The 22,128-nt window shown below is 73.1% G+C and carries 22 protein-coding genes; 6 read left to right on the top strand and 16 right to left on the bottom strand.

The window, feature by feature from the left end; genetic code table 11:
• Positions 1–4 precede the first annotated feature (4 nt).
• Genes ACXKZB_RS14140 through ACXKZB_RS14150 form a run of 3 tightly spaced genes read right to left on the bottom strand, consistent with a single transcriptional unit; the run spans position 5 to position 2,723 of the window.
• Positions 5–811, bottom strand: a complete 807-nt coding sequence (locus ACXKZB_RS14140; protein ID WP_488823530.1) for a family 1 encapsulin nanocompartment shell protein — start codon at positions 809–811, stop codon at positions 5–7.
• Entirely contained in the window at positions 808–1,938 is a 1,131-nt protein-coding gene (locus ACXKZB_RS14145; protein WP_488823531.1) for a Dyp-type peroxidase, read from the bottom strand. The genes ACXKZB_RS14140 and ACXKZB_RS14145 overlap by 4 nt, the downstream gene beginning before the upstream one ends.
• Positions 1,935–2,723 (bottom strand): aquaporin, encoded by a 789-nt coding sequence (locus ACXKZB_RS14150; protein ID WP_488823532.1) that lies wholly within the window; start codon positions 2,721–2,723, stop codon positions 1,935–1,937. The genes ACXKZB_RS14145 and ACXKZB_RS14150 overlap by 4 nt, the downstream gene beginning before the upstream one ends.
• A 214-nt stretch (positions 2,724–2,937) precedes the next feature.
• On the opposite strand from ACXKZB_RS14150, the gene ACXKZB_RS14155 reads away from it, so the two are divergent.
• Positions 2,938–5,577, top strand: coding sequence for a helix-turn-helix transcriptional regulator (locus tag ACXKZB_RS14155; protein WP_488823533.1), 2,640 nt, complete (start codon positions 2,938–2,940; stop codon positions 5,575–5,577).
• Between the two features lie 9 nt (positions 5,578–5,586).
• Here ACXKZB_RS14155 and ACXKZB_RS14160 read toward each other — a convergent pair whose 3' ends face one another.
• The gene (locus tag ACXKZB_RS14160) at positions 5,587–6,810 is read right to left on the bottom strand and encodes an MFS transporter (protein ID WP_488823534.1); all 1,224 of its coding nucleotides are present in this window, start codon (positions 6,808–6,810) and stop codon (positions 5,587–5,589) included.
• Positions 6,811–7,066: 256 nt separating this feature from the next.
• Here ACXKZB_RS14160 and ACXKZB_RS14165 point away from each other — a divergent pair, with 256 nt between their 5' ends.
• Positions 7,067–9,964, top strand: a complete 2,898-nt coding sequence (locus ACXKZB_RS14165) for a helix-turn-helix transcriptional regulator (RefSeq protein ID WP_488823535.1) — start codon at positions 7,067–7,069, stop codon at positions 9,962–9,964.
• On the opposite strand, the gene ACXKZB_RS14170 is transcribed toward ACXKZB_RS14165, so the two are convergent.
• Complete coding sequence (locus tag ACXKZB_RS14170; RefSeq protein WP_488823536.1) at positions 9,942–10,721, bottom strand: acetolactate decarboxylase; 780 nt, start codon at positions 10,719–10,721, stop codon at positions 9,942–9,944. The genes ACXKZB_RS14165 and ACXKZB_RS14170 overlap by 23 nt on opposite strands.
• 159 nt (positions 10,722–10,880) lie before the next feature.
• Between ACXKZB_RS14170 and ACXKZB_RS14175 the strand changes: the two genes are divergently transcribed.
• The gene (locus tag ACXKZB_RS14175; protein WP_488823537.1) at positions 10,881–11,240 is read left to right on the top strand and encodes a UBP-type zinc finger domain-containing protein; all 360 of its coding nucleotides are present in this window, start codon (positions 10,881–10,883) and stop codon (positions 11,238–11,240) included.
• An 80-nt stretch (positions 11,241–11,320) separates the two neighbouring features.
• On the opposite strand, the gene ACXKZB_RS14180 is transcribed toward ACXKZB_RS14175, so the two are convergent.
• Both ACXKZB_RS14180 and ACXKZB_RS14185 read right to left on the bottom strand, forming a co-directional pair.
• Positions 11,321–12,013, bottom strand: a complete 693-nt coding sequence (locus ACXKZB_RS14180; protein WP_488823538.1) for a hypothetical protein — start codon at positions 12,011–12,013, stop codon at positions 11,321–11,323.
• A 19-nt stretch (positions 12,014–12,032) separates the two neighbouring features.
• Positions 12,033–13,310 (bottom strand): NAD(P)/FAD-dependent oxidoreductase, encoded by a 1,278-nt coding sequence (locus ACXKZB_RS14185; protein WP_488823539.1) that lies wholly within the window; start codon positions 13,308–13,310, stop codon positions 12,033–12,035.
• Positions 13,311–13,567: 257 nt separating this feature from the next.
• Here ACXKZB_RS14185 and ACXKZB_RS14190 point away from each other — a divergent pair, with 257 nt between their 5' ends.
• Positions 13,568–14,110 carry an MmyB family transcriptional regulator gene (locus ACXKZB_RS14190; protein WP_488823540.1) on the top strand — a complete coding sequence of 181 codons (543 nt, stop codon included), beginning with the start codon at positions 13,568–13,570 and terminating at the stop codon, positions 14,108–14,110.
• A gap of 20 nt (positions 14,111–14,130) precedes the next feature.
• Here ACXKZB_RS14190 and ACXKZB_RS14195 read toward each other — a convergent pair whose 3' ends face one another.
• The 5 genes from ACXKZB_RS14195 to ACXKZB_RS14215 form a co-directional block, all read right to left on the bottom strand.
• Entirely contained in the window at positions 14,131–15,033 is a 903-nt protein-coding gene (locus ACXKZB_RS14195; protein ID WP_488823541.1) for a helix-turn-helix transcriptional regulator, read from the bottom strand.
• A 23-nt stretch (positions 15,034–15,056) separates the two neighbouring features.
• On the bottom strand, positions 15,057–16,037 hold the full coding sequence (locus ACXKZB_RS14200) for a helix-turn-helix transcriptional regulator (RefSeq protein WP_488823542.1): 981 nt from the start codon (positions 16,035–16,037) through the stop codon (positions 15,057–15,059).
• Positions 16,038–16,159: 122 nt separating this feature from the next.
• The gene (locus ACXKZB_RS14205; RefSeq protein WP_488823543.1) at positions 16,160–16,468 is read right to left on the bottom strand and encodes a hypothetical protein; all 309 of its coding nucleotides are present in this window, start codon (positions 16,466–16,468) and stop codon (positions 16,160–16,162) included.
• The gene (locus ACXKZB_RS14210; protein ID WP_148061799.1) at positions 16,465–17,082 is read right to left on the bottom strand and encodes an Asp23/Gls24 family envelope stress response protein; all 618 of its coding nucleotides are present in this window, start codon (positions 17,080–17,082) and stop codon (positions 16,465–16,467) included. Before ACXKZB_RS14210 ends, ACXKZB_RS14205 begins: the two co-directional genes overlap by 4 nt.
• A complete protein-coding gene (locus tag ACXKZB_RS14215) occupies positions 17,079–17,633 on the bottom strand; it encodes an RNA polymerase sigma factor (protein WP_488823544.1) in 555 nt (184 codons plus the stop codon). Before ACXKZB_RS14215 ends, ACXKZB_RS14210 begins: the two co-directional genes overlap by 4 nt.
• 155 nt (positions 17,634–17,788) lie before the next feature.
• On the opposite strand from ACXKZB_RS14215, the gene ACXKZB_RS14220 reads away from it, so the two are divergent.
• The gene (locus tag ACXKZB_RS14220; RefSeq protein ID WP_488823545.1) at positions 17,789–18,418 is read left to right on the top strand and encodes an MOSC domain-containing protein; all 630 of its coding nucleotides are present in this window, start codon (positions 17,789–17,791) and stop codon (positions 18,416–18,418) included.
• 16 nt (positions 18,419–18,434) lie between these two features.
• Here the strand turns inward: ACXKZB_RS14220 and ACXKZB_RS14225 are convergent, their stop codons facing one another.
• Positions 18,435–18,809 (bottom strand): MmcQ/YjbR family DNA-binding protein, encoded by a 375-nt coding sequence (locus ACXKZB_RS14225; RefSeq protein ID WP_488823546.1) that lies wholly within the window; start codon positions 18,807–18,809, stop codon positions 18,435–18,437.
• A gap of 155 nt (positions 18,810–18,964) precedes the next feature.
• Between ACXKZB_RS14225 and ACXKZB_RS14230 the strand changes: the two genes are divergently transcribed.
• On the top strand, positions 18,965–19,264 hold the full coding sequence (locus ACXKZB_RS14230; protein WP_488823547.1) for an excalibur calcium-binding domain-containing protein: 300 nt from the start codon (positions 18,965–18,967) through the stop codon (positions 19,262–19,264).
• 56 nt (positions 19,265–19,320) lie between these two features.
• Here ACXKZB_RS14230 and epsC read toward each other — a convergent pair whose 3' ends face one another.
• The 3 genes from epsC to ACXKZB_RS14245 form a co-directional block, all read right to left on the bottom strand.
• The gene (gene epsC / locus ACXKZB_RS14235) at positions 19,321–19,905 is read right to left on the bottom strand and encodes a serine O-acetyltransferase EpsC (RefSeq protein ID WP_261783916.1); all 585 of its coding nucleotides are present in this window, start codon (positions 19,903–19,905) and stop codon (positions 19,321–19,323) included.
• Positions 19,902–20,840, bottom strand: coding sequence for a cysteine synthase A (gene cysK / locus ACXKZB_RS14240; protein ID WP_488823548.1), 939 nt, complete (start codon positions 20,838–20,840; stop codon positions 19,902–19,904). The genes epsC and cysK overlap by 4 nt, the downstream gene beginning before the upstream one ends.
• Positions 20,841–21,072: 232 nt before the next feature.
• Positions 21,073–22,110, bottom strand: a complete 1,038-nt coding sequence (locus ACXKZB_RS14245) for a dipeptidase (protein ID WP_488823549.1) — start codon at positions 22,108–22,110, stop codon at positions 21,073–21,075.
• Positions 22,111–22,128: the final 18 nt, after the last annotated feature.

Consider the following 22,128-nt stretch of genomic DNA (forward strand, 5'->3'; position numbering starts at 1 on the left):
CGCCTCAGAGCGCCCGACGGAGCACCACGGCAGCCTCCGGCGTGTTCACGCGGAACGTGAAGGACTCCTCCACGTAGAGGGCGACGTCGACACCGTCGTGGTGGCGGTAGCCGAGCGCGAGGTCCTGGCCGACGGTCAGCGCGAAGTCCCCACCGCGCAGGCTGACGAGCAGGGACTCGTCGATGCCGGGCGTGCGCTCGACGTCCGCACCGGTGATGCCCTCGAGCTGGCGCCGGAGCGAGGCGCCGGCGTCGTCGGTCTCCACGATGTCGGCCCAGTCGACCGGGCTGCACGCCAGGGCGTACGGCCCGCCGACGCCGACGTCCCGCAGGGCGGCGACGGCCGCGGTCACCGCGGCACGGAACGACTCCGGTGTGCCGTCGTGCGACTGCGTGTGCTGGGTGGAGGCCGCGCCGGCGCCGGTGATGCCTCCCTCCGGCCACCCGCGCAGGGTCGACCGGTTCTCGTGCGCGGCCAGCCGCAGGACGGCCTGGTCGAGGTCGGAGAGGTCGACGTCGGTCGCACCGCGCGAGAAGTCGACCATCTCCTCGAGCTTCACGGTGAACGGGGCGCGGACCTCGCAGAGCGGCAGGACCTTCCGGCGACGTGCGTCGAGTCCGTCGGGCGTCCCGCCGGTCACCGTCTCGGTCCGGCCGAGGTCGACCGCGGAGCGCTGCCAGCCGTGGGGGCCGTCGAAGTCGACGATGCGACGGGCCGAGAGCGCCGGGACCAACCGGTCGCGGGCCTCGCCGTCGAGCATCGCCCACGCGTCGGCGCCGAACGGTGCGAGTTCTCGGAGGAGGTGGTTCATGGGATGGGTCCTTCCGTGCGTCGGAGTGAACCGATGCCGAGACCGGGGTCCGGTGCATCTGGCGGGGTCGGTGGGCTCGGCTCGGGCGGCGCGCTCGGGTCGGATGGCGCGCTCGGCTCGGGCGGCGCGCTCGGCTCGGGCGGCGCGCTCGGGTCGGATGGGCGCCGCGCCAGGTCGGCGAGGCCCAGCAGCACGTCGCGGGACGGTGCGAAGAACGTCGCGCCGGTGACCGCGCGGGAGAAGTCGAGGAGCCGGTCGTGGGTCCCCGGCGGATCGCCGATGAACATCCGGTCGAGCATCCGCTCGAGGACCCACAGCTGCCCGCTGTACCCGATGAAGTACGTGCCGTACTCGCCGCTGCCGGGCCGACCGAAGGGCATGTTGTCGCGCAGGACGTCGTGCTCGACCCCCGCGTCGTCGACGATCGTGGCGAGCGTCTTGTGCGACGGCCGGGCCTCGGTGGCACTGTCGCGCTCCACGTTGTCCGACTTCGACCGACCGATGATCCGTTCCTGCTCGTCCGTCCCGAGGGCGTTCCATGCGTCGAGGTCGTGCAGGTACTTCTGGACGACGACGTAGCTGCCGCCGGCCCACTGCGGGTCGTCTCCCCCGACCAGCGCGGAGGCCGCGAGGTCCTGGGCCACCGGGTTGGCGGTGCCGTCCACGAAGCCGAGCAGGTCGCGGGTGTCGAAGTAGCGGAACCCGGCGACCTCGTCGACGACCCGCACGTGCTCCCCCAGCGCCGCCAGCAGCAGGCGCTCGAACTCGAAGCAGACGTCCGTGCGCTCTCCACGGATGTGGAAGAGCAGGTCGCCGCCGGTCGACGGGGCGTGGTGGACGGCACCGGACACCGGCCGGAACGGGTGCAGCTCGGCCGGTCGTGCGAACGGCGAGAAGCGGTCCCAGGCCGTCGCACCGAACCCGACGACGCACGACAGGTGCGCGCCGAGGTCGCGGAACCCCACGGTCTTGAGCAGGCCGTCGAGGTCACCGAGGACGTCCCGCACGGCGGCGAGGTCGTCGTCGTCGGGGCCGATCGCCAGGGTCAGGAAGACCGCCGACCGGGACAGCGGAGCATCGACGCTCTGCGCGTCGATCGGCACACGACTGCCGGACGCGCCCGTCATCGGCGCACCGGCTGCGGCGCCGCGACCGGCGCCGCGGTCTCGAACAGGACGCGGTTCGTGGCCCCGGCGACCGTGGCGCCGACCAGCGGGGCGACGACGAACAGCCACAGCTGCGCGATCCACGGCCCACCGGCGAACACCGCGGTCGCCAGGGAACGTGCCGGGTTGAAGCCCGCGTTGTCGACCGGGATCGCGACGAGCAGCAGGAGCGTCAGGGTGATGCCGATCGGGATCGGTGCGACGGACGGGTGGGCCCGCGCGTTGGTGACCCCGAGGACCACGAAGACGAACACCGCGGTACCGACGACCTCGACCAGGACCGCCGACGCCATCGACGCGCCGCTCGGCGAACGGTCGCCGAACCCGTTGGACGCGAACCCCGTCGCCACGAGGTCCCGCACGGTGCCGGGCGGACCCCCGGCTGCGATCCCGAGGACGCACGCCGCCCCCAGCACCCCGCCGACGAGCTGCGCGACGACGTAGCCGGGCACCTCGCGCCAGCGCATCCGCCCCGCGACGGCGAGCCCGACGGAGACGGCGGGGTTGAAGTGCCCGCCGGAGACCGGTCCGAAGGCGTACGCCCCGACGACGACGCTGATGCCGAGCGCAGCGGCGATGCCGAGGATCCCGACCGCCGCGGGGGTCGCGTCACCGGACACGTGGACCGCCGAGAAGGTGGCGGTGCCGATGAGCCCGAACACGAGGACGAACGTGCCAGCGGTCTCCGCGGCCCACCGGCCGGCCCTGGTCGGTTCCGCCGGTCTCGGCGCGTCGGGGAAGGTCATCTGCCCAGGGTCTCCGGTCGATGCGCCGTCCCGCCTGAGTCGGATGACCCGCTCTGCGAGGGCCCCGGCGGGGGGATACCGACAGCGTCGCGGGGTGATGTGCCGTGCCTCGCCGTCCCGTTAGCGTCCGGAGTGCCGACGCGGTCCACTCCGGGCCGGTGCGGTCCACTCCGGACCGTGGGGACGGCCGAACGACGACGAGCGAGGAACGACGATGAGCATCAGCATCTCGAACGCGCGACCGGTGCACGGGACCGTGCACGACGACGACGTCCTGCGACGGGCGGTCCACACGTCGTCGAGCACGAACGACCGCTTCGTGGTCGTCGAGGGACCGCGCGGCTCCGGCAAGTCCCACGCGCTCGCCGGCATCGCCGCCGCAGCACGCGCGGACGGCCACGCCGTCGTCGAGCTGCGGTCGTCCGACGGGGACCCGGTCATCGCGTCGAACTCCCTGGAACCGTGGCTGACGCTCGTCCAGGACGTCGGAGCACCCGCGTCGACGCGGTCGCCGGCGACCCGGCGGAGCTTCGTCCTCGTCGACGACTTCCACACGCTCGTCGACACCGCCAGGTCCGTGCTCCGGACGGTGCTCGCCGGACTCGTGCGCGAGAGCGACACCGTCTGCGTCGTCGCGGTCGACGACCGCCAGTGCGTCCCCGGCTGGGTCGACCTGCAGTACGTCCCCCTGCGCCCGCTCGGGGACGCCGACGCCGAGGAGCTGCTGCGCCGGGACCGGGTCGACCTCCCCGCGTCGCGCGCCGGGCTGCTGCTGCGGCTGGCCGACGGCAACCCCGCCCTGCTGCACGCGGTGGGACGCGCGTGGTCAGCCGGGTCCGCAGCGGAGCGCGCCACACCGTTCCCGACGTCCTACCCGCGGCTCGGTGCGTCCGGCGACGCCGTCCGGGCGTTGGACGGTCTCTCCGAGCGTGCTCGATCGACAGCGCTCGCGATCGCGGTGGCGTCCGTCGAGTTCCCCGAGGACCACCCCACGTGGGACGACCAGGGGGCGCTGCTGCTCGACGAGCGTCTGCGCGGTCTGGTCGTCGAGGGACGGGCAGGCCTCGGGTTCCGCGACCCGTTCGTCCGGCTGCACCTGCTGTCGACCGCCACCGCCGCCGAACTCCGACGAGTCCGATCCCTGGTCGCGGCGTCGGCCGCCGTCCCGGAGCGGCTCCGGGTCTTCGCCGAGGCGTCCGCGTCGCCCGCGCACGACGACGGCCTCGTCCCGCGACTCCTCGCACTGGTCGACGAGTCGCTCCGGTTGCGCCGGCCGGACGACGCGGCCACCGCGCTCGTCCAGGCAGCGCGCCTGACCTCGTCCGACGCGGACCGCGCGCGGTTCGGTGCCCGCGCCGCGACGATCGCCGCCTTCACGGGGGACTTCGCACTGGTCGACGCCGAGGCCGAGCGGGTCGCGGCGGACGACGAGCCGGCCCACCCCGCCCTGGTCGGGGCGCTCGAGTTCGTCCGCGCCGCGCGGACGGGCGACGTCCGAGCCGGGCGGCGCGCGGTGCTCGCCGCCTTGGACCGCTCGACCCGGCCCGACGAGGACGACGTACTCGTCGCGACGCTGCACGTGCTCTGCTACCTGCGCGGGGACGGGTCCTGGTGGGACGAGGCGCTCGCGGTCACCGCCGACCGCGACGTCGACCCGGTGCTGCGGGTCGTCGAGGACTGCCTCGACGACGAGCCCGGCGGCGAGGACCGGGCGGCCCTCTACCGCGACGCTCGGGTGTCGATGGCGGACGCCCAGCCGTGGAAGGCCGTGGCGCTGCACGTCGCGTGGTCGCTCCTCGACGCGACGGACCCGCGCCGCGAGGTCCTCGACGCCGTGCTCTCGCGCAGTACGGACGCCGGCCTCCTCCGGTACTTCGGATCGTGCCGTGCAGCCGTCGCCGCGTACCAGGCCGGCCGGTTCACCACGGCGAGCGCCGCCCTCGACGGCGTCCGTCGGTCGGCCGAGGAGTGGGGCGCCGACACGTTCGTCGCGCTGACCGACGCCCTGCAGGCGCTGATCCACTCGCTGCAGGGCGAGCCGGAGCAGGCGACGACGAAGGCGGACCGCGCCGCCCGGTGGGCCCTGCAGCACGACGCACCACTCGTGGCACGCGCGGCCGACCACGCCCGATCATCCCTCGACGTCGCGATGGGTCGCTTCGAGGAGGCCCACGCGCGGTCCACGACACGGCCGTCACCGGCCGGTCGGTGGTTGGAGAACAGCTACGGACCGATCGGGTTGCTCGACGCGGTCGAGTCCGCGGCCCGGCTCCGGCTGACCGACCACGGGCACTCGCTCGTGTCCGCGGCCGAACGCGCCATCGGCTCCGGGGCGACACCGCGCAGGTCCCTGGTCCTCAAGGCGGCGAGGGCGGTCCTCGACGCCGATGCCGACGCGCGGGTGTTGTTCGAGGACGCCCTGGCCGACGTCGACAGCGAGGTCGCGCCGTTCGAGGTGGCTCGCGTGCGCCTGGCCTACGGCGAGTGGCTCCGGCGCAGCATGCACGCGCTCGAGGCCCGCACGCAGTTCCGCCTCGCCGCGAGCACGTTCGAGGTGCTCGGCGCCGGGCACTGGCAGGCCAGGGCCGAGCGTGAGCTGCGGGTCGCCGGCGGCGCGGGGGCACCGTCCGTGACGCTCGAGTCGACCGACCTCAGCGAGCAGGAACGCCGTGTGGCGTCCCTGGCGGCAGCGGGGCTGACGAACAAGCAGATCGCCAACCAGCTGTTCCTGTCGCCCCGCACCGTCAGCGGACACCTCTACCGGCTGTTCCCGAAGCTGGGCGTGACCACACGAGCCGGTCTCCGGGACGCACTGCTGGGCCTCGAGACGCCTCGTTCGGACGCTCTCCGGTAGTCCACCCGCTCAGCGTCCCTGGTGGAGCATCCGGACCGCGGAGACGAGGACGGCCACCAGGACGAGCGCGGCGAACACGACGAGGACCGTCACCGGCGGGACGACGACGAGCGCGGCACCGACGAGCAGCACCGGAACGCACAACCCTGCGTAGGCGATGAGGAACACCGCGGCGAGGACCTCGCCCCGGGTCGACGGTTCGCTCGTCGAGCCCGCTCGCGCGAGTGCGCACCGGAAGAGCAGTCCGACGCCGCCGCCGGCGACGACTCCCCCGAGCGCGAACAGGGGCAGGGACGCGAGGACCGCACCGACGGCCAGCAGGACGAGCCCCGTCGGCAGGAGCACCAGCACCGTCCGGAGCTGCCGGTCGATCGGCGTCCTGCGGAACAGCACCTGCGCGACGCACGCCGCGGCGAAGACCGAGAACGACACGGCACCGGCGACCAAGCGGTCGGTCTCGTGGAGCGAGACCACCAGGAACGTGGGCGCGAGCGACGTGAACAGTCCGAAGACCGCGAAGGCCGAGAAGGCCGCTGCGCCCGCGGCGACGAAGGTCGCACGGGCCGACGGCGGGACCGAGATCCGCTGTGGTCGGTACGGTCGGTGCTCGGCCGGCCGGGTGGCGGTCTCCGGGACCATGGCGAGCGCGATCGCCGACGCCACGAAGACGACCAGGAACACCAGGTGCGGCAGCAGCAGCGGTGCGGGCAGGAATTCCGCGAACAGTCCACCGATGAGCGGTCCGAGCCCCAACCCGCCCAGGTTCGCGACGCCGGACACGGTCACGGCGTTCGCCGGGTCCTCGTCCGGTCGGGCACGGGACCGCAGCTCGCTGATGTGCGCGGTCGCCGTCGCGGTCAGGAGCCCGACGCCGACACCGTTGACGAACCGGGCGACGACGAGGCCGGGGAGCTCCGGCCACAGTGCGAACACGACCGCGGAACCGGCCTCCATCCCGACGGCGATCAGGATCATCCGCCGACGACCGCGCACGTCGCTGAGGTGCCCGGCGAAGAAGAGGGCCGCGACCACGCCGACGGCGTACGCCGCGAACACGAAGGTCACGACGACGGACGGGAAGCCGTCGGCAGCCTCGTACAGCCCGTAGAGCGGCGTCGGGACGGTCGAGTACGCCATCACCGCGGTGAAGGCGATGGCGACGATCCAGAACCCGACGCCGTGGTGGAGCAGCGGGAGCGGCTTGAACGCGGAACCATCTCGGACGGTCGTCATACGTCGAGGATCCCGAGCGGCGGTCGTCGCCCCAAGCGTCAATCGGCTCGAACCCGACGCCGTGGTCCTGCGAGGGACACCCTGGGCACCGGCGACCGTCGATGCGGTCCGCCCGACCGTCCAGGACCCGCGATCCGTCCCCGGGACGCACTCCCCCCGCGGGCGGCAGGGGTCCGGTGACACCCGCTGGGGTAGTCACAGGGCCAGTCGGCCGGTGTCGATCCGTTCGTAGACTCCTGCCACCCGACGAGAGCTGGTGGCCACCGTGTTGACGAACGAGGAGTACCTCCCGCGGACGGGCACACCCCGCTCCGCGGTGCTCGTCGCACCCGACGTCGACCGGCCGATCCGCGGGAGGGCAGCCGAGCGGGCCGTCGTCGCCGAGGCACTGGCCCGGCTCGACGACGGCGCCGGCGCGGTGCTGATCGTCCGGGGACCCTCCGGCATCGGCAAGACCCGCCTGCTCGAGGACACCGTCGCGCGGGCGACGGCGGCCGGGCTCCGCGTGGCCGAGGCGAGCACCGACCGCGATGCCCGCCTGATCCCGCTCACCCCGGTCATGGACGCGTTCGGCACCGGACCGCAGCCGATCTCCGACCGCTCCCGGTTCGGGTCGATCGCGCGCGACCAGGAGTCCCGGTACTGGCTCCTGCAGCAGTTGCAGGACGACATCGAGCGGGCCGCCGCGTCGAGCGGGGTCGTCGTGGTCATCGACGACCTGCAGTGGTGCGACACCACGACGTTGGCCGTCCTCCGGTCGTTGTCCCGTCGCCTCGCGGACCTGCCCGTCCTCTGGGTCCTCGCGGTGCGTGCCGAGGACCTCGACCCCTCGGTCGTGTCGACCGTGGACGACCTGGCGGCGACCGGTCGGGTCGTCGACCTCGAACCGCTGAGCGACGACGCGACGGCGGCGATGATCGGCGACCTGTTCGGGGTGGCCCCCGACCACACCGTGCTCCGGGCCGCGCGACGGACGGAGAACACGCCGCTGCTCGTGGTCGAGCTGGTCCGCGGGCTCCTCGACGAGGAGCTCGTGGAGTTCACCGACGGCCGGGCGACGATGCCGGGGCCGACGCTGCCCGCGACCTTCGGGGCCTCCGTCCGCGAGACCGTCCGTCGCCTGTCGAAGCCGACGCAGCAGATCGTGCAGGTCGGCGCGGTCCTCGGGCGCTCGTTCGACGTCCGGTCGCTGGCCGCGCTCCTGGACCAGCCCGTGCACCGGCTCCTGCCCGGACTGCAGGAAGCGATCGATGCCGGCGTGCTCGTCGACGGTGGCGAGCAGCTCGCGTTCCGGCACGACGTCCTCCGCGAGGCAGCGGAGTCGATGATCCCGCTGGCCGTCCGCGACGCCCTCATCCGGCAGGGTGCCGAGGAGCTCCTGCGGCAGGGCGTCGAGCCGCTGTCCGTGGCCACGCGGATCGCCGACGTCGCGAGGCCGGGCGACGTCGACGCGGCCGAGCTGCTCCGCACCGTCGCGATCGACCTGGCGGAGACGGACGCAGTGCAGGCGAGCTCGTTCGCCCTCCGCGCCGTCGACATCGCCCGCGACACCGCGATCCTGCCGGGCATCGTCCTCGACGTCCTCCCGCTGCTCTGGCACAGCGGTCGGGTGACCGAGGCGAGGGCGCTGACGGCGCGCCTCGACGGTCGTCTGGGCCCGGAGGACGAGGGACGACTGCGACTCACCACGGCGCGGTTGCAGACGGAGAGCTCGGCGGCGGACGCGCTCCGCTCGGTCGAGACGGCGCTGGAGCTCCCGGGCCTCAGCGACGGCCTGCGGTCACGACTGCTCGCAGTCCGCGCGCTCAACCTCGCGCACGTCGGACGCCACGAGGAGCTCCGGGTCGCGCTCGACGGCAGCCCCGACGGCCCCGACTCCGACCAGACGGCACTCGCGACGTTCGAGGCGAGTGCCTCGGTCCTCGCGTTCAACCAGGGCCGCTTCGCCGACGCCGGTCGACTCATCACCGCCGCGATGAGCCGGATGGCGGGCGCCGAGCAACCGTCGACGACCTGGTTGCCGGAGGGGCTCTGGGCCGCCTTCCTCGCGAACTCGCTCGGGGACACGGACCGTGCCGACCGCATCGCCGAGGCGAACGCCATCGAGACGCGCAGCAACCACCTCGCACGCGCGACGGCGTCCTGGATGATGCTCCGGACACGGGTGCTGTTCGACCAGGGCGATCTGGAGGGCGCGAGGACCCTGGCCGAGGCCGTGCTCGACCTCGCCCAGGACCTGGAGCTCGGCGGGTTCGCGGCGCTCACCGCCGGGTCCGTCCTGTTCCGCATCGCGCTCGTGCAGGCCGACCGCGCCGGGACGGAACGGTACCGGCACTTCGCGGAGTCGCTGTGCGCCGATCCGACCTTCGAACGGGCGGGTTCGTGGCTGCTCGCGCTGGAGGCCGAGTCCGCCGGTGCGGTCGACGACGCGGTGGCGTTCACCGAACCCGCGTGGCGCACGCTGGACGCTCCGGTGTCCTCGATGTCGAGCCCCGCCGACTTCGCCGACGACGTCCACCTGGCGCGCATCGCCCTGCGCAGCGGCCGGCACGACCGCGCCGAGCGGGTCGAACGCACCGCACGGCGCCGATCGGAGGCCAACCCCGAGAACGACCTCTGTGCGGGAACCTGGCTGCACGTGCGCGGGCTCGTCACCGGGTCGGCCGACAGCCTCCGGGCGGCGGTCGCTCGGCTGCGGTGCGTCCCCAGGCGACTCGTGCTCGCGGCCGCGCTCGAGGACCTCGGTCGGCTCGTGCACGATGAAGGTGCCGCCGGGGCCGGGCCGCCGGGCGCGGCGAACGCCGCGGCAAGCGCCGCAGCCGTCGCCGAGGCGAGCGAGGCCTGGCAGGAGTCGGCTCGGTTGTTCCACGACGCTGCGGCGAACCGCGATGCCGAGCGGGTCCGCCGTCGGCTCCGCGAGGTCGGGGTGGTCTACCGCTCGAGCGCGCCGGACCGGACCGTGACCGGACTGACGGCACGCGAGTCGCAGGTCGTCGAACGGGTCGCGGCCGGCTTGACGACGCAGCAGATCGCGTCCGACCTGTTCATCTCGACGCACACCGTGGTCAGCCACGTCCGGCACGTCTACACGAAGTGGGGCGTCTCCTCGCGCCGCGAGCTCGCTGCACGGTTCACGGCGCACCGCGCGGGGTGAGCCCACCGGTCGCGAACCCTGCGCCGAGCCGGGGGAACGACAACCGCACCTCGGTCGAGAGCCCGAGTTCGACCCGCCCGCTGAACCCCTCGAAGTCCACCAGGGCACCGCCGTGCCGGTGCGACGCGTCGAGGAAGGCGAGGTGGTGCACGGCGTCATCCCCGCCGCCGACCGGGCCGGGTGTCCGGAACCCGACCAGGCTGCCGGTGACCGACCGGTGCTCGGAGACGCGCGCTGTCGTCCCCCGCGTACGCACCCGGGCGAACGCGCCCTCGGCCCGGACGCCGACCGCGAAGTCCTCCGACGGCAACGCCGCGTCGACCTGGGCCTGGAGCGCCGCCCGCGAACCGGCCGCACGGACCGGCACCACCAGGTCCGGTGAGAACGTCGAGACCACCGCGAACGGGATCGGGTCCGCCGGGTCCGCCTCGACCGCCGTGCCGTCCGGCCGCAGGGCGAAGCACCGCCGGTCGATGACGACGACCGGCGTCCCCGCGCCGTCGGCAGCGCCGTCGGCAGCGCCGTCGGCCGACCGGTCGGCCGCCCCGAGGCCGAGGGTGCCGTTCCGGAGCACCTCCGCGACCGTGACCGTCGACGGTCCGGTCCGCGACAGGAGCGCCTGCGCCGGCGATGCGTCCCAGCCGACGTGGTGCTCCGCCGTCCGACCGACCGCAGGGATCCCGGCCACCCACGAACGGCCGATCGCCGCACGGGCCCAGACGAGCAGCGTCTCGACCGTCGGCGCCGCCTCATCCATCGTCGTCCACGTCGTGCTCCTCCTCCGGATCCGTCGTCCCGACCGTACGGTGGGGGCGGACGGGCCGACCAGCGCCGTTTGACTCCTCCCCGGCGCGTCAGGGCACGATCGGGTCGAACGACTCTCGCGTTCCGACGCGGATCAGGGCAGGGTGCAGGGATGAGCGACCTCGCGAAGATGATCACGGTGTCCGTGCCACCGTCCGGTACCGGGTGCGTCGAGTGCGACGCGTCGGGCTCCTGGTGGGTGCACCTGCGACGGTGCGCCGCCTGCGGGCACGTCGGGTGCTGCGACGACTCGCTGAACCGGCACGCGACGGCGCACTTCGCCACCACGGGCCACGAGGTCATGCAGTCGTTCGAACCGGGCGAGGACTGGTTCTGGGACTTCGTGTCGCAGGACTTCGTCGACGGTCCGCGTCTGGCCGACCCGCAGGCGCACCCGAGCACCCAGTCGGTCCCCGGACCCGCCGAACGGCTGCCGTCCGACTGGATGCAGCAGCTCGCCGACCGCGGCTGACGCCCGGAGCCGTCGGCGCCGTGGCGCGGCGGTGCCGGTGCGCCGGTGCGCCGGTGCGACGCCGGCGGTACGGCCGTGCCTCAGCTCCGCGCGTCGCGTGCGTCCAGGGCCTCCGACCGGGCGATGAGCTCGTGCACCGTCCCGTACGCGCGCACCTGGTACGCCAGGTGCGCCACGGCCAGCACCACGGACGACCCGATCCCCCAGGTGATCGACGCCGGGTCGTCGGCACCGAGCTGGTCGACGAGGATCGCGATCCCCGCACCCGCCACGATGGAGTTCACGACCGCGACCGCCGAGGACATCGTGAACAGCAACCGGTACCAGGACGGGGCCCGCCCGATGTCGAGGAGCTCGTTCGCCGCGTGGCGTCCCCGGGGCATCGTGAAGTAGGTGTCCGCCTCGGGCAGGAGCCTGCCGTAGTACCGACGGATGCGCTGCATGGCGGCGAGCGCCGCGACGTCCTCCAGCGCCGTCTCCACGAGCCGTTCGTAGGTGAAGACGCCGAGCAGGACGATCACCGGGATGATCGCCCCGAGGAACCCGAGCGCGAACGGCGTGTGGGCGAGGAAGCCGAACGCCACGAGCGAGCTGGAGAGCGTCGTGAGGTACAGCGACGACCGGCTGCTGGACTCGCTCACGGTGATGCTCCGCGCACTCTCCAGCACGAACTGCTCGGTCAGCAGCGCGTTGAAGAACGCGGTCGGCCGGTCCAGGTGGGTGACCGACTCGGACGCGGTCGGCAGCTGCGGGGGTTCGACGTCGTCGGGCATCGGCGGGTCTCCTCGTCGTTCAGTCGGACGCCGCGAGGTGGCGGTGCACGAAGGTGACGGCCATCGCGCCCTCTCCGACCGCCGCCGCGACGCGTTTCACGGACCCCGCGCGCACGTCGCCGGCGGCGAACGAACCGGGGACGTTGGTCTCGAGGTAGTACGGACGCCGGCGCAGCGGCCAGTCGCGGAGCGACTGCGGGACCGCGTCCAGGTCGGGACCGGTGACGAGGTAGCCGAGGCGGTCGCGGACCATCGGGGTGTCCGCCGCCCACGTCGTGTCGGGTTCGCCACCGATGCAGATGAAGAGGCGCGTGGCGGCGAGCTCCGTGGTCGTGCCGTCGCCCGCGGTGACCTCGATCGAGGTCAACCGGCTGTCCCCGATGAGGCCGGTGACCCGGGTGTCGGTCCGGACCGACACGTTCGGGGCGGCTTCGATCCGGGCACTCAGGTACTCGGACATGGTCGCGGACAACGAGGCGCCCCGGACCAGCATGGTGACCTGCGCGGCGGACCGCGAGAGGTTCATGGCGGCCTGCCCCGCCGAGTTCGCGCCGCCGACGACGAAGACCTGTTCGCCCACGCAGCTGTCGGCCTCGCTCGTGCCGGCTCCGTAGTAGACGCCGCAGCCGAGCAGGTCGCTCTCCCTCGGCAGCCCCAGACGTCGCCACTCGACGCCGGTCGCGCAGATGTTCGCACGGGCGACGACGTGGCCGCCGTCGGCGAGGTCGGCGTGGATGCGGCCGTCGTGGAAGACGCCGTGCACGCCCTCGCGCATGACGAGGACCTCTGCGCCGAACCGGACGGCCTGTTCGCGGGCCCGCTCGGCGAGTTCCGCGCCGGCGACGCCCTCCGGGAAGCCGAGGTAGTTCTCGATGAGGCTGCTGGACCCCGCCTGCCCGCCGACGGCGTCCCGCTCCAGCAGGACGACGTCCAGGCCCTCGGACGCCGCGTAGACGGCGGCGGACAGCCCGGCGGGACCGGCACCGTAGATCGACAGGTCGTACTCCGCCCGACGGGGCGCGTGGACCCAGCCGAGTCGGTCGGCGATCTCCCGCACCGTCGGCGCTGCGAGCCGGGTGCCGTCGGGGAACACCACGACCGGCAGCCGGGCGGCGGCGAGCGGAGCACCGGCGACCGACACCGCGTGCTCGTCGTCCCGCAGCGGCACCCAGTCGAAGTGCACGACGGACCGCGACAGGAAGTCCCGCACGGCGTACGCGTCGGCGTCGAACTCGCGGCCGTACACACGGACGCGTCGGGACGGCACCCGGTCGGCGGGTTCGACGTGGTGCTCCATGGATCCTCCCGGTGGGTGGGACGAGGGACGGCCGCCGACCGGGCGCCGACGGGCGTCCCGGTGGCCTGACAGCACGGTACGGACTGCGACGGCGTCGCACCTGGCCCTGTCAGGGTCCGGCCGTGCCGCGGTCCTGCGTCGTCCGGCCGTGACCCGCCCCGGGATCGTGTTCCGGGCCACCCCGGTGTGCCGGCGGCGATCACCAGTGGTCCTCGAAGGGCCACCCTGGGCGGCTGCCGCGCCGCTAGCGTGACGGTATGAGCCGCAACGGTGCTGGAGGCGTCGCTCCCGACGGTGTCCGTGAGCTGGTGGCTGCGATCGGGTGCCTGCCGGCGGTGGTGACCGACCGCCACCTCACCGTCGTGGTGTCGAACCCGCTCGCTCGCGCCCTGAGCGGCGCCTTCCACCCGTCCGTGAACATCGCGCGCTACACGTTCCTCGACTCGGTCACGGACGACGAGTCGCAGGAGTGGCTGGACGCGTCGGGACAGATCGCGGCCATGCTCCGGGACTCGCTGGAACAGCACGAGGAGGACGACGGCTTCCGACGGCTCGTCGGTGAGCTGTCGTCGCAGAGCGTCTCCTTCGCCAGGGCCTGGGCGCACGACCCCCGACGCCCGGCCCGGACCGCAGCCGTGCGGTTCGTGCAGCCGTTCGTCGGTCCGATCACGATGGTGTTCCAGGAGCTGCTGATCCCGGACGACTTCGCACTGCGGATGCTGCTGTGGCGACCCGCCGACGACCCGACGGAACGTGATGCGTTCGCGCGCCTGGTCGAGTACACGGCCGAGCAGCGCTGACGGTCCAGGAGGACACACGTCTACGCGACGCCGACCGCCGGGGTCGCGGGTTCGGTCGACCGCGGTGGCGCCTCGACCATGTACGCGAGCACCGCAGCCCCGCGGGACCCGGCCGGGGCGTAGAGGGTGTTGAGCGTCAGCCCCTCACGACCGGGGATGACGAGTCCCTCCCACTCGAACTCGAGGACGCCGAAGGGCTCGACGTGCTCGAAGCAGGTGCCCGACGTGTAGACGTGCACGTCGTGCCGGGCCCACATCGCGGCGAACTCGGGATCACGGATCGACAGGCGACCGACGATCTCCTGGGTGCGGGGGTCCTCGAGGTCGGCCCGCATCCGGAACACCGCCACCATCTCCGCCGCCCGACGGTGCCACTCCGGGTAGGTGGCGCGGTCGACGACGGTGAACATCCGGAGCAGTCGGTTCGCACCGCTCCGCATGCTCGGGCTGAGGGCGGCGGCGATGGCCGTCCCGGCGACCACGTCCATCCGGTCGTCGACGACGAACGCCGGCACGTCGGCGCGCCGTGCCAGGAGTCGCTGCACCGCGGGGTCGTCCGCGGGTGGTCTGGTGGGACGCGGTGCCCGCACGGCGGGACGCGCGAGTCGGCGGAGGTGGGCGAGGGCGTGCTCGTCGAGGCCCAGGGCCCGACCGAGACAGACGATCACCTGCTCCGAGGGCTGGTGGTCACGGCCCTGCTCGAGCCGGAGGTAGTACTCGGCGCTGATCCCGGCGAGGGCCGCGACCTCTTCCCGCCGTAGGCCGCTGACTCGGCGGTTCGCCTCGCGCGGCAGTCCGACGTCCTCGGGCTGGGTGACGTCGCGACGGGCGCGGAGGTACTCTCCGACGCGCGAGGCACCGGACGTGGTCGCAGCACGCCGAGGGAGCGGGGGCCGCTGCGGGCCGGGCTGTGTGGACGACATCGCACCTCCGGACGCTCGGGCGATCAGGGCCCGGTCACGGCCGATCGCGTGCGTCGATCGTCCCGCGCCCCCGTGGACGACTCGGCGTGGTGTTCGCGTTCTGCACAGACGGCCTGCGCGGATTGCACAGCAGCCGCCCGGAACTCGCGGGGCGTGACGCCGTGGTGAGCGCGGAACGCGCGGCTGAACGACGACGCCGACCCGAAGCCGGCTCGCCGCCCGATGGCGTCGAGGCCGACGTGCTCGGCCAGTTCGCCGTCGCGCAGCATCGCGGCGGCGTTCGCCAGACGGGTCTCGGCGATGAGGCGGCCGGGTCCGGGTGCGTCCTGCTCGAACGCCTTGTGCAGGGTGCGCGGCGAGACCTGCATGGCGTTCGCCAGCGACTCGACGGTGAGGGTCGGGTCGCTGGAGTACAGGTCGATGTGGCGTCGCGCACGGGTCCGGAGCGCCAGCCGGGCCGCGTCGGGCGGCACCTGCCGGACGGTTGCGTCGATGGCGAAGCCGTTCGCGAGTGCGATGAGCGCCTGCGCCGCCGCGGCCTCGCTGGCGGTGTCGTGCCCGTTCCCCAGGTCGGAACGCAGCACGTTCGTGGCGACCGAGGCGATCATCACCGGGACGCCCGAGGTCAGGGGGAAGACGCCGTCGGTCAGGGCGTCGAGCTCGCTGCCGCGCAGGTGCAGCGACGACCGGTCCATCCGCACCGACACCGCCGAGAACCCGGGACTGACGCTGAACTCCTGGATCCGCTGCATGCGGTCCACGCTGAGCGTGCCCGCGTCGTTCACTGTCTCGCTCGACGACCGACGGACGCGGATCCGACCGGACACGATGAAGGCCCACACGACCGCGTCGCCCGGGTCCACGTACCCGAACTCGTCCGGGTCGCCGGGTGCGGGCGCGCGGGTCTTCGTCACGCTGACCGAGCCGAGCGAACGGCGCTCGACGGTCGAGACGCTCCGGCCGGGGAACCGGCCGTCCTCACGACGCGCGAAGGGGAGGTACATGCTCGGCCTCCCCTCCTCACCCGCCATTCTCGTCCACATCGGGGCGAGAGCCGCGACCGCGTGTCGGACGGGAGGCCCGTGACGGCGCCGCCACGGGCCTCCCGTCCGTCAGTGAGCCGGGTTCACCCCACCCGCGCGACCCGCACGTCGACCCGCGTGAGCGCCAGGCCGTGCGTCGACGCCGCCGCGAGGGCGACGTCGTGCACCGCACGCGCCACTTCCGGCGCAGGCCGGTACCCGTCGGTGCCGATGACGACGCGCAGGACGCCGTCGTCCACGACGACGCGTGCGGGTGCCGCGCTGGACGCGATGCCCCGGACGGCGCTGACGGTGCTCGCCACGGTCGGGCGCGCACGGTAGAGGTCGGTGACGCCGGGGACGCCGACCACGGCCTGTTCGACCGCGGCGAGGGTGTCGTCGTCGGAGCTCATCGGGTCTCCTCGGTGTCGGTGTCGGTGTCGGTGTCGGGATCCGGTTCGAGCAGGTCGCGGACCACCACGTCGACGGCCTCGACGAGCAGGTCGGTCTGCTCGGCCAGCGCCTGGGCGACACCGGTCCGGACCAGGTCCGCCGTCGCGACGATCGACGGGCCGGAGACGATCGCGACCTCGACGACCACCCGGATCGGTGCGGCGAGTTCGGTGACGTCGCCGTCGAGCCGGCACCGCGCGACGAGCACACCCGGCACACCGTCGCCGGTCCGGCGGATCAGCGATCGGATCGCGCCCTCGGTCATCACCGGGCGCTCCGACTCGGACTGCGGGCGGAGGGGGACGTCGCGTCCGGAGCGGGACTCCAAGGAGATGTTGGCGAGCACGCCGCCGATCCACGACTCGTCGGCCGGGGCCTCGTCGCGGGCCGCGGCCTCGAGCGATCCGAGCGACGCGTGCCGCACCCGCAGGATCGCCGCGAGGGCGTTCTGGCACGCGGGTGAGCCGTCGATGCTCGGGTCCGGCGGCTGCATCCCGGCGTCCAGGTAGTCGGCGAGCTCGTCGATGGAGTGGCCGTCGAGGTCGTCGGGTTCGAGTGCGTCGAGGTCGCTCATCGCCATCCCTCCATGAGTCGGATCATGTTCTTCCTCGCTCGGGACAGGAGTCCGCGGACCGTCGACGGAGGCAGGTCGAGTTCGGCGGCGATGTCGTCGTAGCTGTACTCGAGCACCTCCTTCATGATCCAGCAGCGTCGTTGGGCTTCGGGCAGTTCGGCGAGCGCCGTCTCCGCCGCCTCCTCGCGTGAGCGGGCCTCTGCGACCCGGTCCGGGGCGTCGGCGGCGGCTGCGGCGACCTCGAGTTCGGTGACGTCGTCGTGGAAGCGTCGGGCCCGGATGCGGTCCAGGCACTTCCGGCTGAGGATCCGCATCAGCCAGGACTTCACCTTGGCGTGGTCGTCGAGACGGTCCAGGCGGTCCCAGGCGGTGATGAAGGTCTCCTGCACGACGTCGTCGAGTTCGTCGGTCGACCCCAGGGTCCGACGGGCGTAGGCGCGCAGGAGCGGTGTGTAGCGGCGGATCAGGACCTCGAAGGCCCGGACGTCGCCATCGGACGACCGGCCGGCGAGGACCGTGTCGTCGAGCTCGGCGAGGGACTGGTGGTGCACGCTTTCCTTCTACTGGTGGTGGGTGGTGTTCCGCTGGACGCGCTTCCGGACCGGGACGACGCGCAACGGCCCGACCGGTCGGGCGCTCACCGGTGGGACGCACCGGACCGGCGGTTCGTCACACCTGTCGACGGACTTGCGCCAGAGTTGGAGGCATGTCGCTCGTCACCGCCGTCTGCCGCGTCGACCGTCTGCTGCCCGACTCCGGCACGATCGGCGTCACCGCCATCGACAAGCGTCCGGTCGCGGGGAAGGTCCGGGTCCGGCCGCTGGGGCTCCACGCCGACGTCCAGGCCGACCGGAAGCACCACGGCGGTGAGGACCAGGCCGTGTACGCCTACGCCGACGAGGACGCCGAGTACTTCGCCGCGTCGCTGGGGCGCGAGATCCCGCAGGGCCTCTTCGGCGAGAACCTGCGGACCACGGGCGTCGACGTCACCGGGGCCGTCACGGGCGAGCGGTGGCGCATCGGCGAGACGCTGGAGCTCGAGGTCACGATCCCGCGGATCCCGTGCGGCACCTTCGCGCGGCGGATGGGCGTCGACAAGTGGGTGCGGCGGTTCACCGAGGAAGGGCGGCCGGGCGCGTACCTGCGGGTCGTGAAGTCCGGTCCGGTGGCAGCGGGCGACCCGCTCGTGGTGACCCACCGGCCAGCGCACGGGGTGACGATCGGCGAGGTCTTCGCGGGTCTCACGCCCGAGCGCGCCCGTGCCGTGCTCGAGTCCGGCGAGCGGCTGGCGCCGAAGGTGGTCCGGGACGTCTCGAAGGCGCTCGCCCGCTCCTGATCAGCCGCCCGCTCGGTCACCCGCTACGTGTCGGGTCGAGGGGCCGCTTCGCTCGGGGCAGCCCGGCGACGACCAGGTCGTAGGCGTTCGCGACGAGGTCCTCGACCAGGGTCTCGTCGATGCCGTCCCCGGGCGCGAGCGTGATCCAGTGCCGCTTGTTCATGTGCCACCCCGGTGTGATCTCGGCGTGGTCGCGGACGAGGGCGGCGCCGTGCGGTGGTGCGCACTTCAGGTTGACGATCGGCACACCCCGGAGCTCGCTCGTCATCACGAACATCTTGTCGACGACCTTGTAGACGACGGCGCCCTCGCCGAAGGGTTCGGTCTCGAACACCGCGGGCAGGCCCATCGCGGTGCGACTCGCGGTCTCGTGCAGCTGCGCGCCGTCCATGCACCCAGCATGCCCGAGACGCCCGACACCAGGGCGGACGGAGCGGACCTGTTCGGGGGCATGTCCTGAGCGTCGTTCACATCGTAGGATCAGCTCGCCGCGTACCCGACGCGGCGGTCGCTCCGGCGATCACCCACTCCTTCCAGGGGGAACCCGTGCGCATCATCCGTACCCTCGGCATCGCCGCCGCCACCGCCGTCCTCGCCACCACCGTCGTCGTCGGTGGGGCCTCCACCGCGCAGGCGGCACCGAAGACCTACGCCAACTGCACCGCGGTGCACAAGGTGTACTCGGGCGGCATCGCGAAGAAGTCCGTCACGAAGAACAAGGTCACTTCGAAGGGCAAGGTGACCTACCGCGCCCTCAAGGGGACGCTGAAGAAGGACGACGCCCTGTACAAGGCGAACAAGAAGATGGACCGCGACGCCGACGGCATCGCCTGCGAGAAGAGCTGACGCGCTGAGACGCCGAAGCACTGGCCCTCGGACGCCCCGTCGACCCGGCGGGGCGTTCAGAGCGTCGGCACGCCCTCGTGCCCGGACCTCGGACGGGCGGTGCCGGCGACCCCGGTGACGACCGAGCCGGCGGGGACGTCCTTCGTCACCACGGTGTTCGCGCCCACGACGGAGTCCTGTCCGATGGTGATCGCCCCGATCAGCGAGGATCCCGCGCCGAGCACGACGCGGTCGCCCACCACCGGGTGCCGTCGGGCCCCCGGGCCGTGGTCCCCGCCGCGCCCGCCGAGGGTCACTCCGTGGAAGAGCACGACGTCGTCCCCGATCACCGCGGTCGCCCCGATCACGACGCCCATGCCGTGGTCGATGAAGAACCGTCGACCGATGCGGGCGCCGGGGTGGATCTCGATGCCGGTCACGGACCGTGCCGCCTGGCCGATGACCCGCGCGACGAACCGTGATCCGGGCAGCCCGGTGGCCGTCCAGAGCCGGTGCGTCAGGCGGTAGGTCCAGATGGCGTGCAGCCCGGAGTAGACGATCGCGTTCTCGAGGTCACCACGGGCGGCGGGGTCGCCGCGGCGTGCTGCGGCCAGGTCCTCCCGGACCGTCCGCAGCACGCCTCGTCGGACGGGACGACTCACGCAGTGAGTCCCTCGAAGAGCACCGTCGACAGGTAGCGCTCCCCGGTGTCGCAGACGATCGCGACGACGCGCTTGCCGGCGTTCTCGGGCCGGGCGGCGATCTCGATCGCGGCGTGGATGATCGCACCGGAGGAGATGCCGGCGAGGATGCCCTCGTCGGTCGCGAGCGCCCGCGCCACACGCAGGGCGTCGTCGAGCTCGACGTCGAACACCTCGTCGATGACGGACTGGTCGAGGACCTCGGGGATGAAGTTCGCGCCGATGCCCGCGATCTTGTGCGGTCCGGCCTTGCCCTCGGTCAGGAGCGGGGAGTCCTTCGGCTCGACCGCGACGATCTGCACGCCGGGCACGCGCTCCTTGAGCACCTGACCGACACCGGTGATCGTGCCACCGGTCCCGACACCCGCGACGAACACGTCGACGTGCTCCTCGGTGTCGCGCAGGATCTCCTCCGCCGTGGTCTTCCGGTGGATCGCGGCGTTCGCGGCGGTCTCGAACTGGTGGGCGAGGATCGCGCCGGGGGTCTCGTCGACGATCGCGGCAGCTCGCTCGACCGCGCCCTTCATGCCCTCGGGACCCGGGGTGAGCACGATCTCCGCACCGTAGGCGCGCATCACCGCGCGACGCTCGACGCTCATCGTCTCCGGCATCGTGATGACCACCTTGTAGCCACGGGCCGCACCGACGAGCGCGAGGGCGATGCCCGTGTTGCCCGACGACCCCTCCACGATGGTGCCGCCCGGCTGGAGGTCGCCGGACTGCTCGGCCGCGTCGATGATCGCGACGCCGAGGCGGTCCTTCACGCTGGCGCCGGGGTTGTAGAACTCGAGCTTCGCGAGCACCTCGGCGCCGCCCGCCTTCGGCAGCCGGTTCAGCTTGACGAGCGGGGTGTTGCCGAACGCCTGCGAGATGTTGTCGTAGATGGTGCCGCTCATCTGGTCCGTCCTCTTCGGGTCAGGTCGCGTCCCACATCCTGGAGGCGCGGTGTGCGCCCGATCCTAGCGACCGGACCCCGGGTGGTCCTGTCCACGGCCGTGCTCTCGCCGGGCGTCCGCCGCAGCTTGCTCCGCCGAAGCGACATCGTGCCGCCGACTGTTCGCGGGGATGAGTCGCTTCCGCGGGACAGACAGGAGTCTGGAGCTCATCACGTCGGCGGCGCGGACGGGGTCAGCGCACGAACGCCGTCCGCGCGAACCGCTCGTCGGTCGCCGCGAGCACCCGCAGCACGTTGCCCCCGGCGAGCGCACGCAGGTCGCTCGCTCCCCAGCCGCGCCGGGCGAGCTCGGCCGCGAGCACCGGGTACCGCGACACGTCACGCAGGTCCGGCGGCAGCACCGGGGTGCCGTCGTAGTCGCCGCCGAGGCCGATGTGCGCCGCACCGGCGACGTCACGGGCGTGCTCGACGTGGTCCGCCACGTCCGACACGGTCACGAGCGGCGGCTCCCCCACCGAGCCGGCGTCCTCCCAGTCCGCCCAGGCGCGCGAGACGAACTTCGGCACGAACGTGATCATCACGAGCCCTCCGTTGCCCGACAGCCGGGCCAGCACGTCGTCCGGCACGTTCCGCGGGTGGTCGTCGACGGCGACGGTGGACGAGTGGCTGAAGACGACGGGCTGCGTGGCGACGTCGAGGGTGTCCCGCATGGTCGCGGGGGCGGTGTGCGACAGGTCGACGAGCATGCCGATGCGCTCCATCTCGGCGACCACCTGGCGGCCGCGGTCGGTCAGCCCGCCGTGCGGACGCGAACCCGTCGCCGAGTCGGCCCACGGGGTGTCGTCGTTGTGCGTGAGGGTCATGTAGCGGACGCCGAGTCGTGCGAAGTCGCGCAGCACCCCCAGGTCGTCCCCGATGGAGTGGCCGCCCTCGGCGCCGAGCAGCGACGCGATCCGTCCCGACTCGACGGCTGCCAGCACCTCGGACGCCGTCCGCGCCAGGGCGAGCGAGTCCGGGTACCGCTCGATGATCCGGTGCGCCAGGTCGATCTGCTGCAGCGTGGTCCGCACCGGGTCCGGCTCGTCGGCGGGGACGAAGACCGACCAGAACTGCCCGACGACCCCACCGGCGCGGAGCTTCGGCAGGTCGGTGTGCAGCGAGTCGACCTCGGTGTCGATGCCCTCGACCCCGGAGTCGTGCGTCTCGCGGCGCTCCCACGGCAGGTCGTTGTGGCCGTCGATGACCGGGAACGGGATCGCGTCGAACGTCATGCCCCCGACGGTACCGCG

The organism is Curtobacterium sp. ABR8, from assembly GCF_057812125.1.

Coding starts and splice junctions, on each gene's coding strand:
- ACXKZB_RS14140 (WP_488823530.1), bottom strand. CDS start 811: ATGAACCACCTCCTCCGAGAACTCGCACCGTTCGGCGCCGACGCGTGG.
- ACXKZB_RS14145 (WP_488823531.1), bottom strand. CDS start 1,938: ATGACGGGCGCGTCCGGCAGTCGTGTGCCGATCGACGCGCAGAGCGTC.
- ACXKZB_RS14150 (WP_488823532.1), bottom strand. CDS start 2,723: ATGACCTTCCCCGACGCGCCGAGACCGGCGGAACCGACCAGGGCCGGC.
- ACXKZB_RS14155 (WP_488823533.1), top strand. CDS start 2,938: ATGAGCATCAGCATCTCGAACGCGCGACCGGTGCACGGGACCGTGCAC.
- ACXKZB_RS14160 (WP_488823534.1), bottom strand. CDS start 6,810: ATGACGACCGTCCGAGATGGTTCCGCGTTCAAGCCGCTCCCGCTGCTC.
- ACXKZB_RS14170 (WP_488823536.1), bottom strand. CDS start 10,721: ATGGATGAGGCGGCGCCGACGGTCGAGACGCTGCTCGTCTGGGCCCGT.
- ACXKZB_RS14175 (WP_488823537.1), top strand. CDS start 10,881: ATGAGCGACCTCGCGAAGATGATCACGGTGTCCGTGCCACCGTCCGGT.
- ACXKZB_RS14180 (WP_488823538.1), bottom strand. CDS start 12,013: ATGCCCGACGACGTCGAACCCCCGCAGCTGCCGACCGCGTCCGAGTCG.
- ACXKZB_RS14185 (WP_488823539.1), bottom strand. CDS start 13,310: ATGGAGCACCACGTCGAACCCGCCGACCGGGTGCCGTCCCGACGCGTC.
- ACXKZB_RS14190 (WP_488823540.1), top strand. CDS start 13,568: ATGAGCCGCAACGGTGCTGGAGGCGTCGCTCCCGACGGTGTCCGTGAG.
- ACXKZB_RS14195 (WP_488823541.1), bottom strand. CDS start 15,033: ATGTCGTCCACACAGCCCGGCCCGCAGCGGCCCCCGCTCCCTCGGCGT.
- ACXKZB_RS14200 (WP_488823542.1), bottom strand. CDS start 16,037: ATGTACCTCCCCTTCGCGCGTCGTGAGGACGGCCGGTTCCCCGGCCGG.
- ACXKZB_RS14205 (WP_488823543.1), bottom strand. CDS start 16,468: ATGAGCTCCGACGACGACACCCTCGCCGCGGTCGAACAGGCCGTGGTC.
- ACXKZB_RS14210 (WP_148061799.1), bottom strand. CDS start 17,082: ATGAGCGACCTCGACGCACTCGAACCCGACGACCTCGACGGCCACTCC.
- ACXKZB_RS14220 (WP_488823545.1), top strand. CDS start 17,789: ATGTCGCTCGTCACCGCCGTCTGCCGCGTCGACCGTCTGCTGCCCGAC.
- ACXKZB_RS14225 (WP_488823546.1), bottom strand. CDS start 18,809: ATGGACGGCGCGCAGCTGCACGAGACCGCGAGTCGCACCGCGATGGGC.
- cysK (WP_488823548.1), bottom strand. CDS start 20,840: ATGAGCGGCACCATCTACGACAACATCTCGCAGGCGTTCGGCAACACC.
- ACXKZB_RS14245 (WP_488823549.1), bottom strand. CDS start 22,110: ATGACGTTCGACGCGATCCCGTTCCCGGTCATCGACGGCCACAACGAC.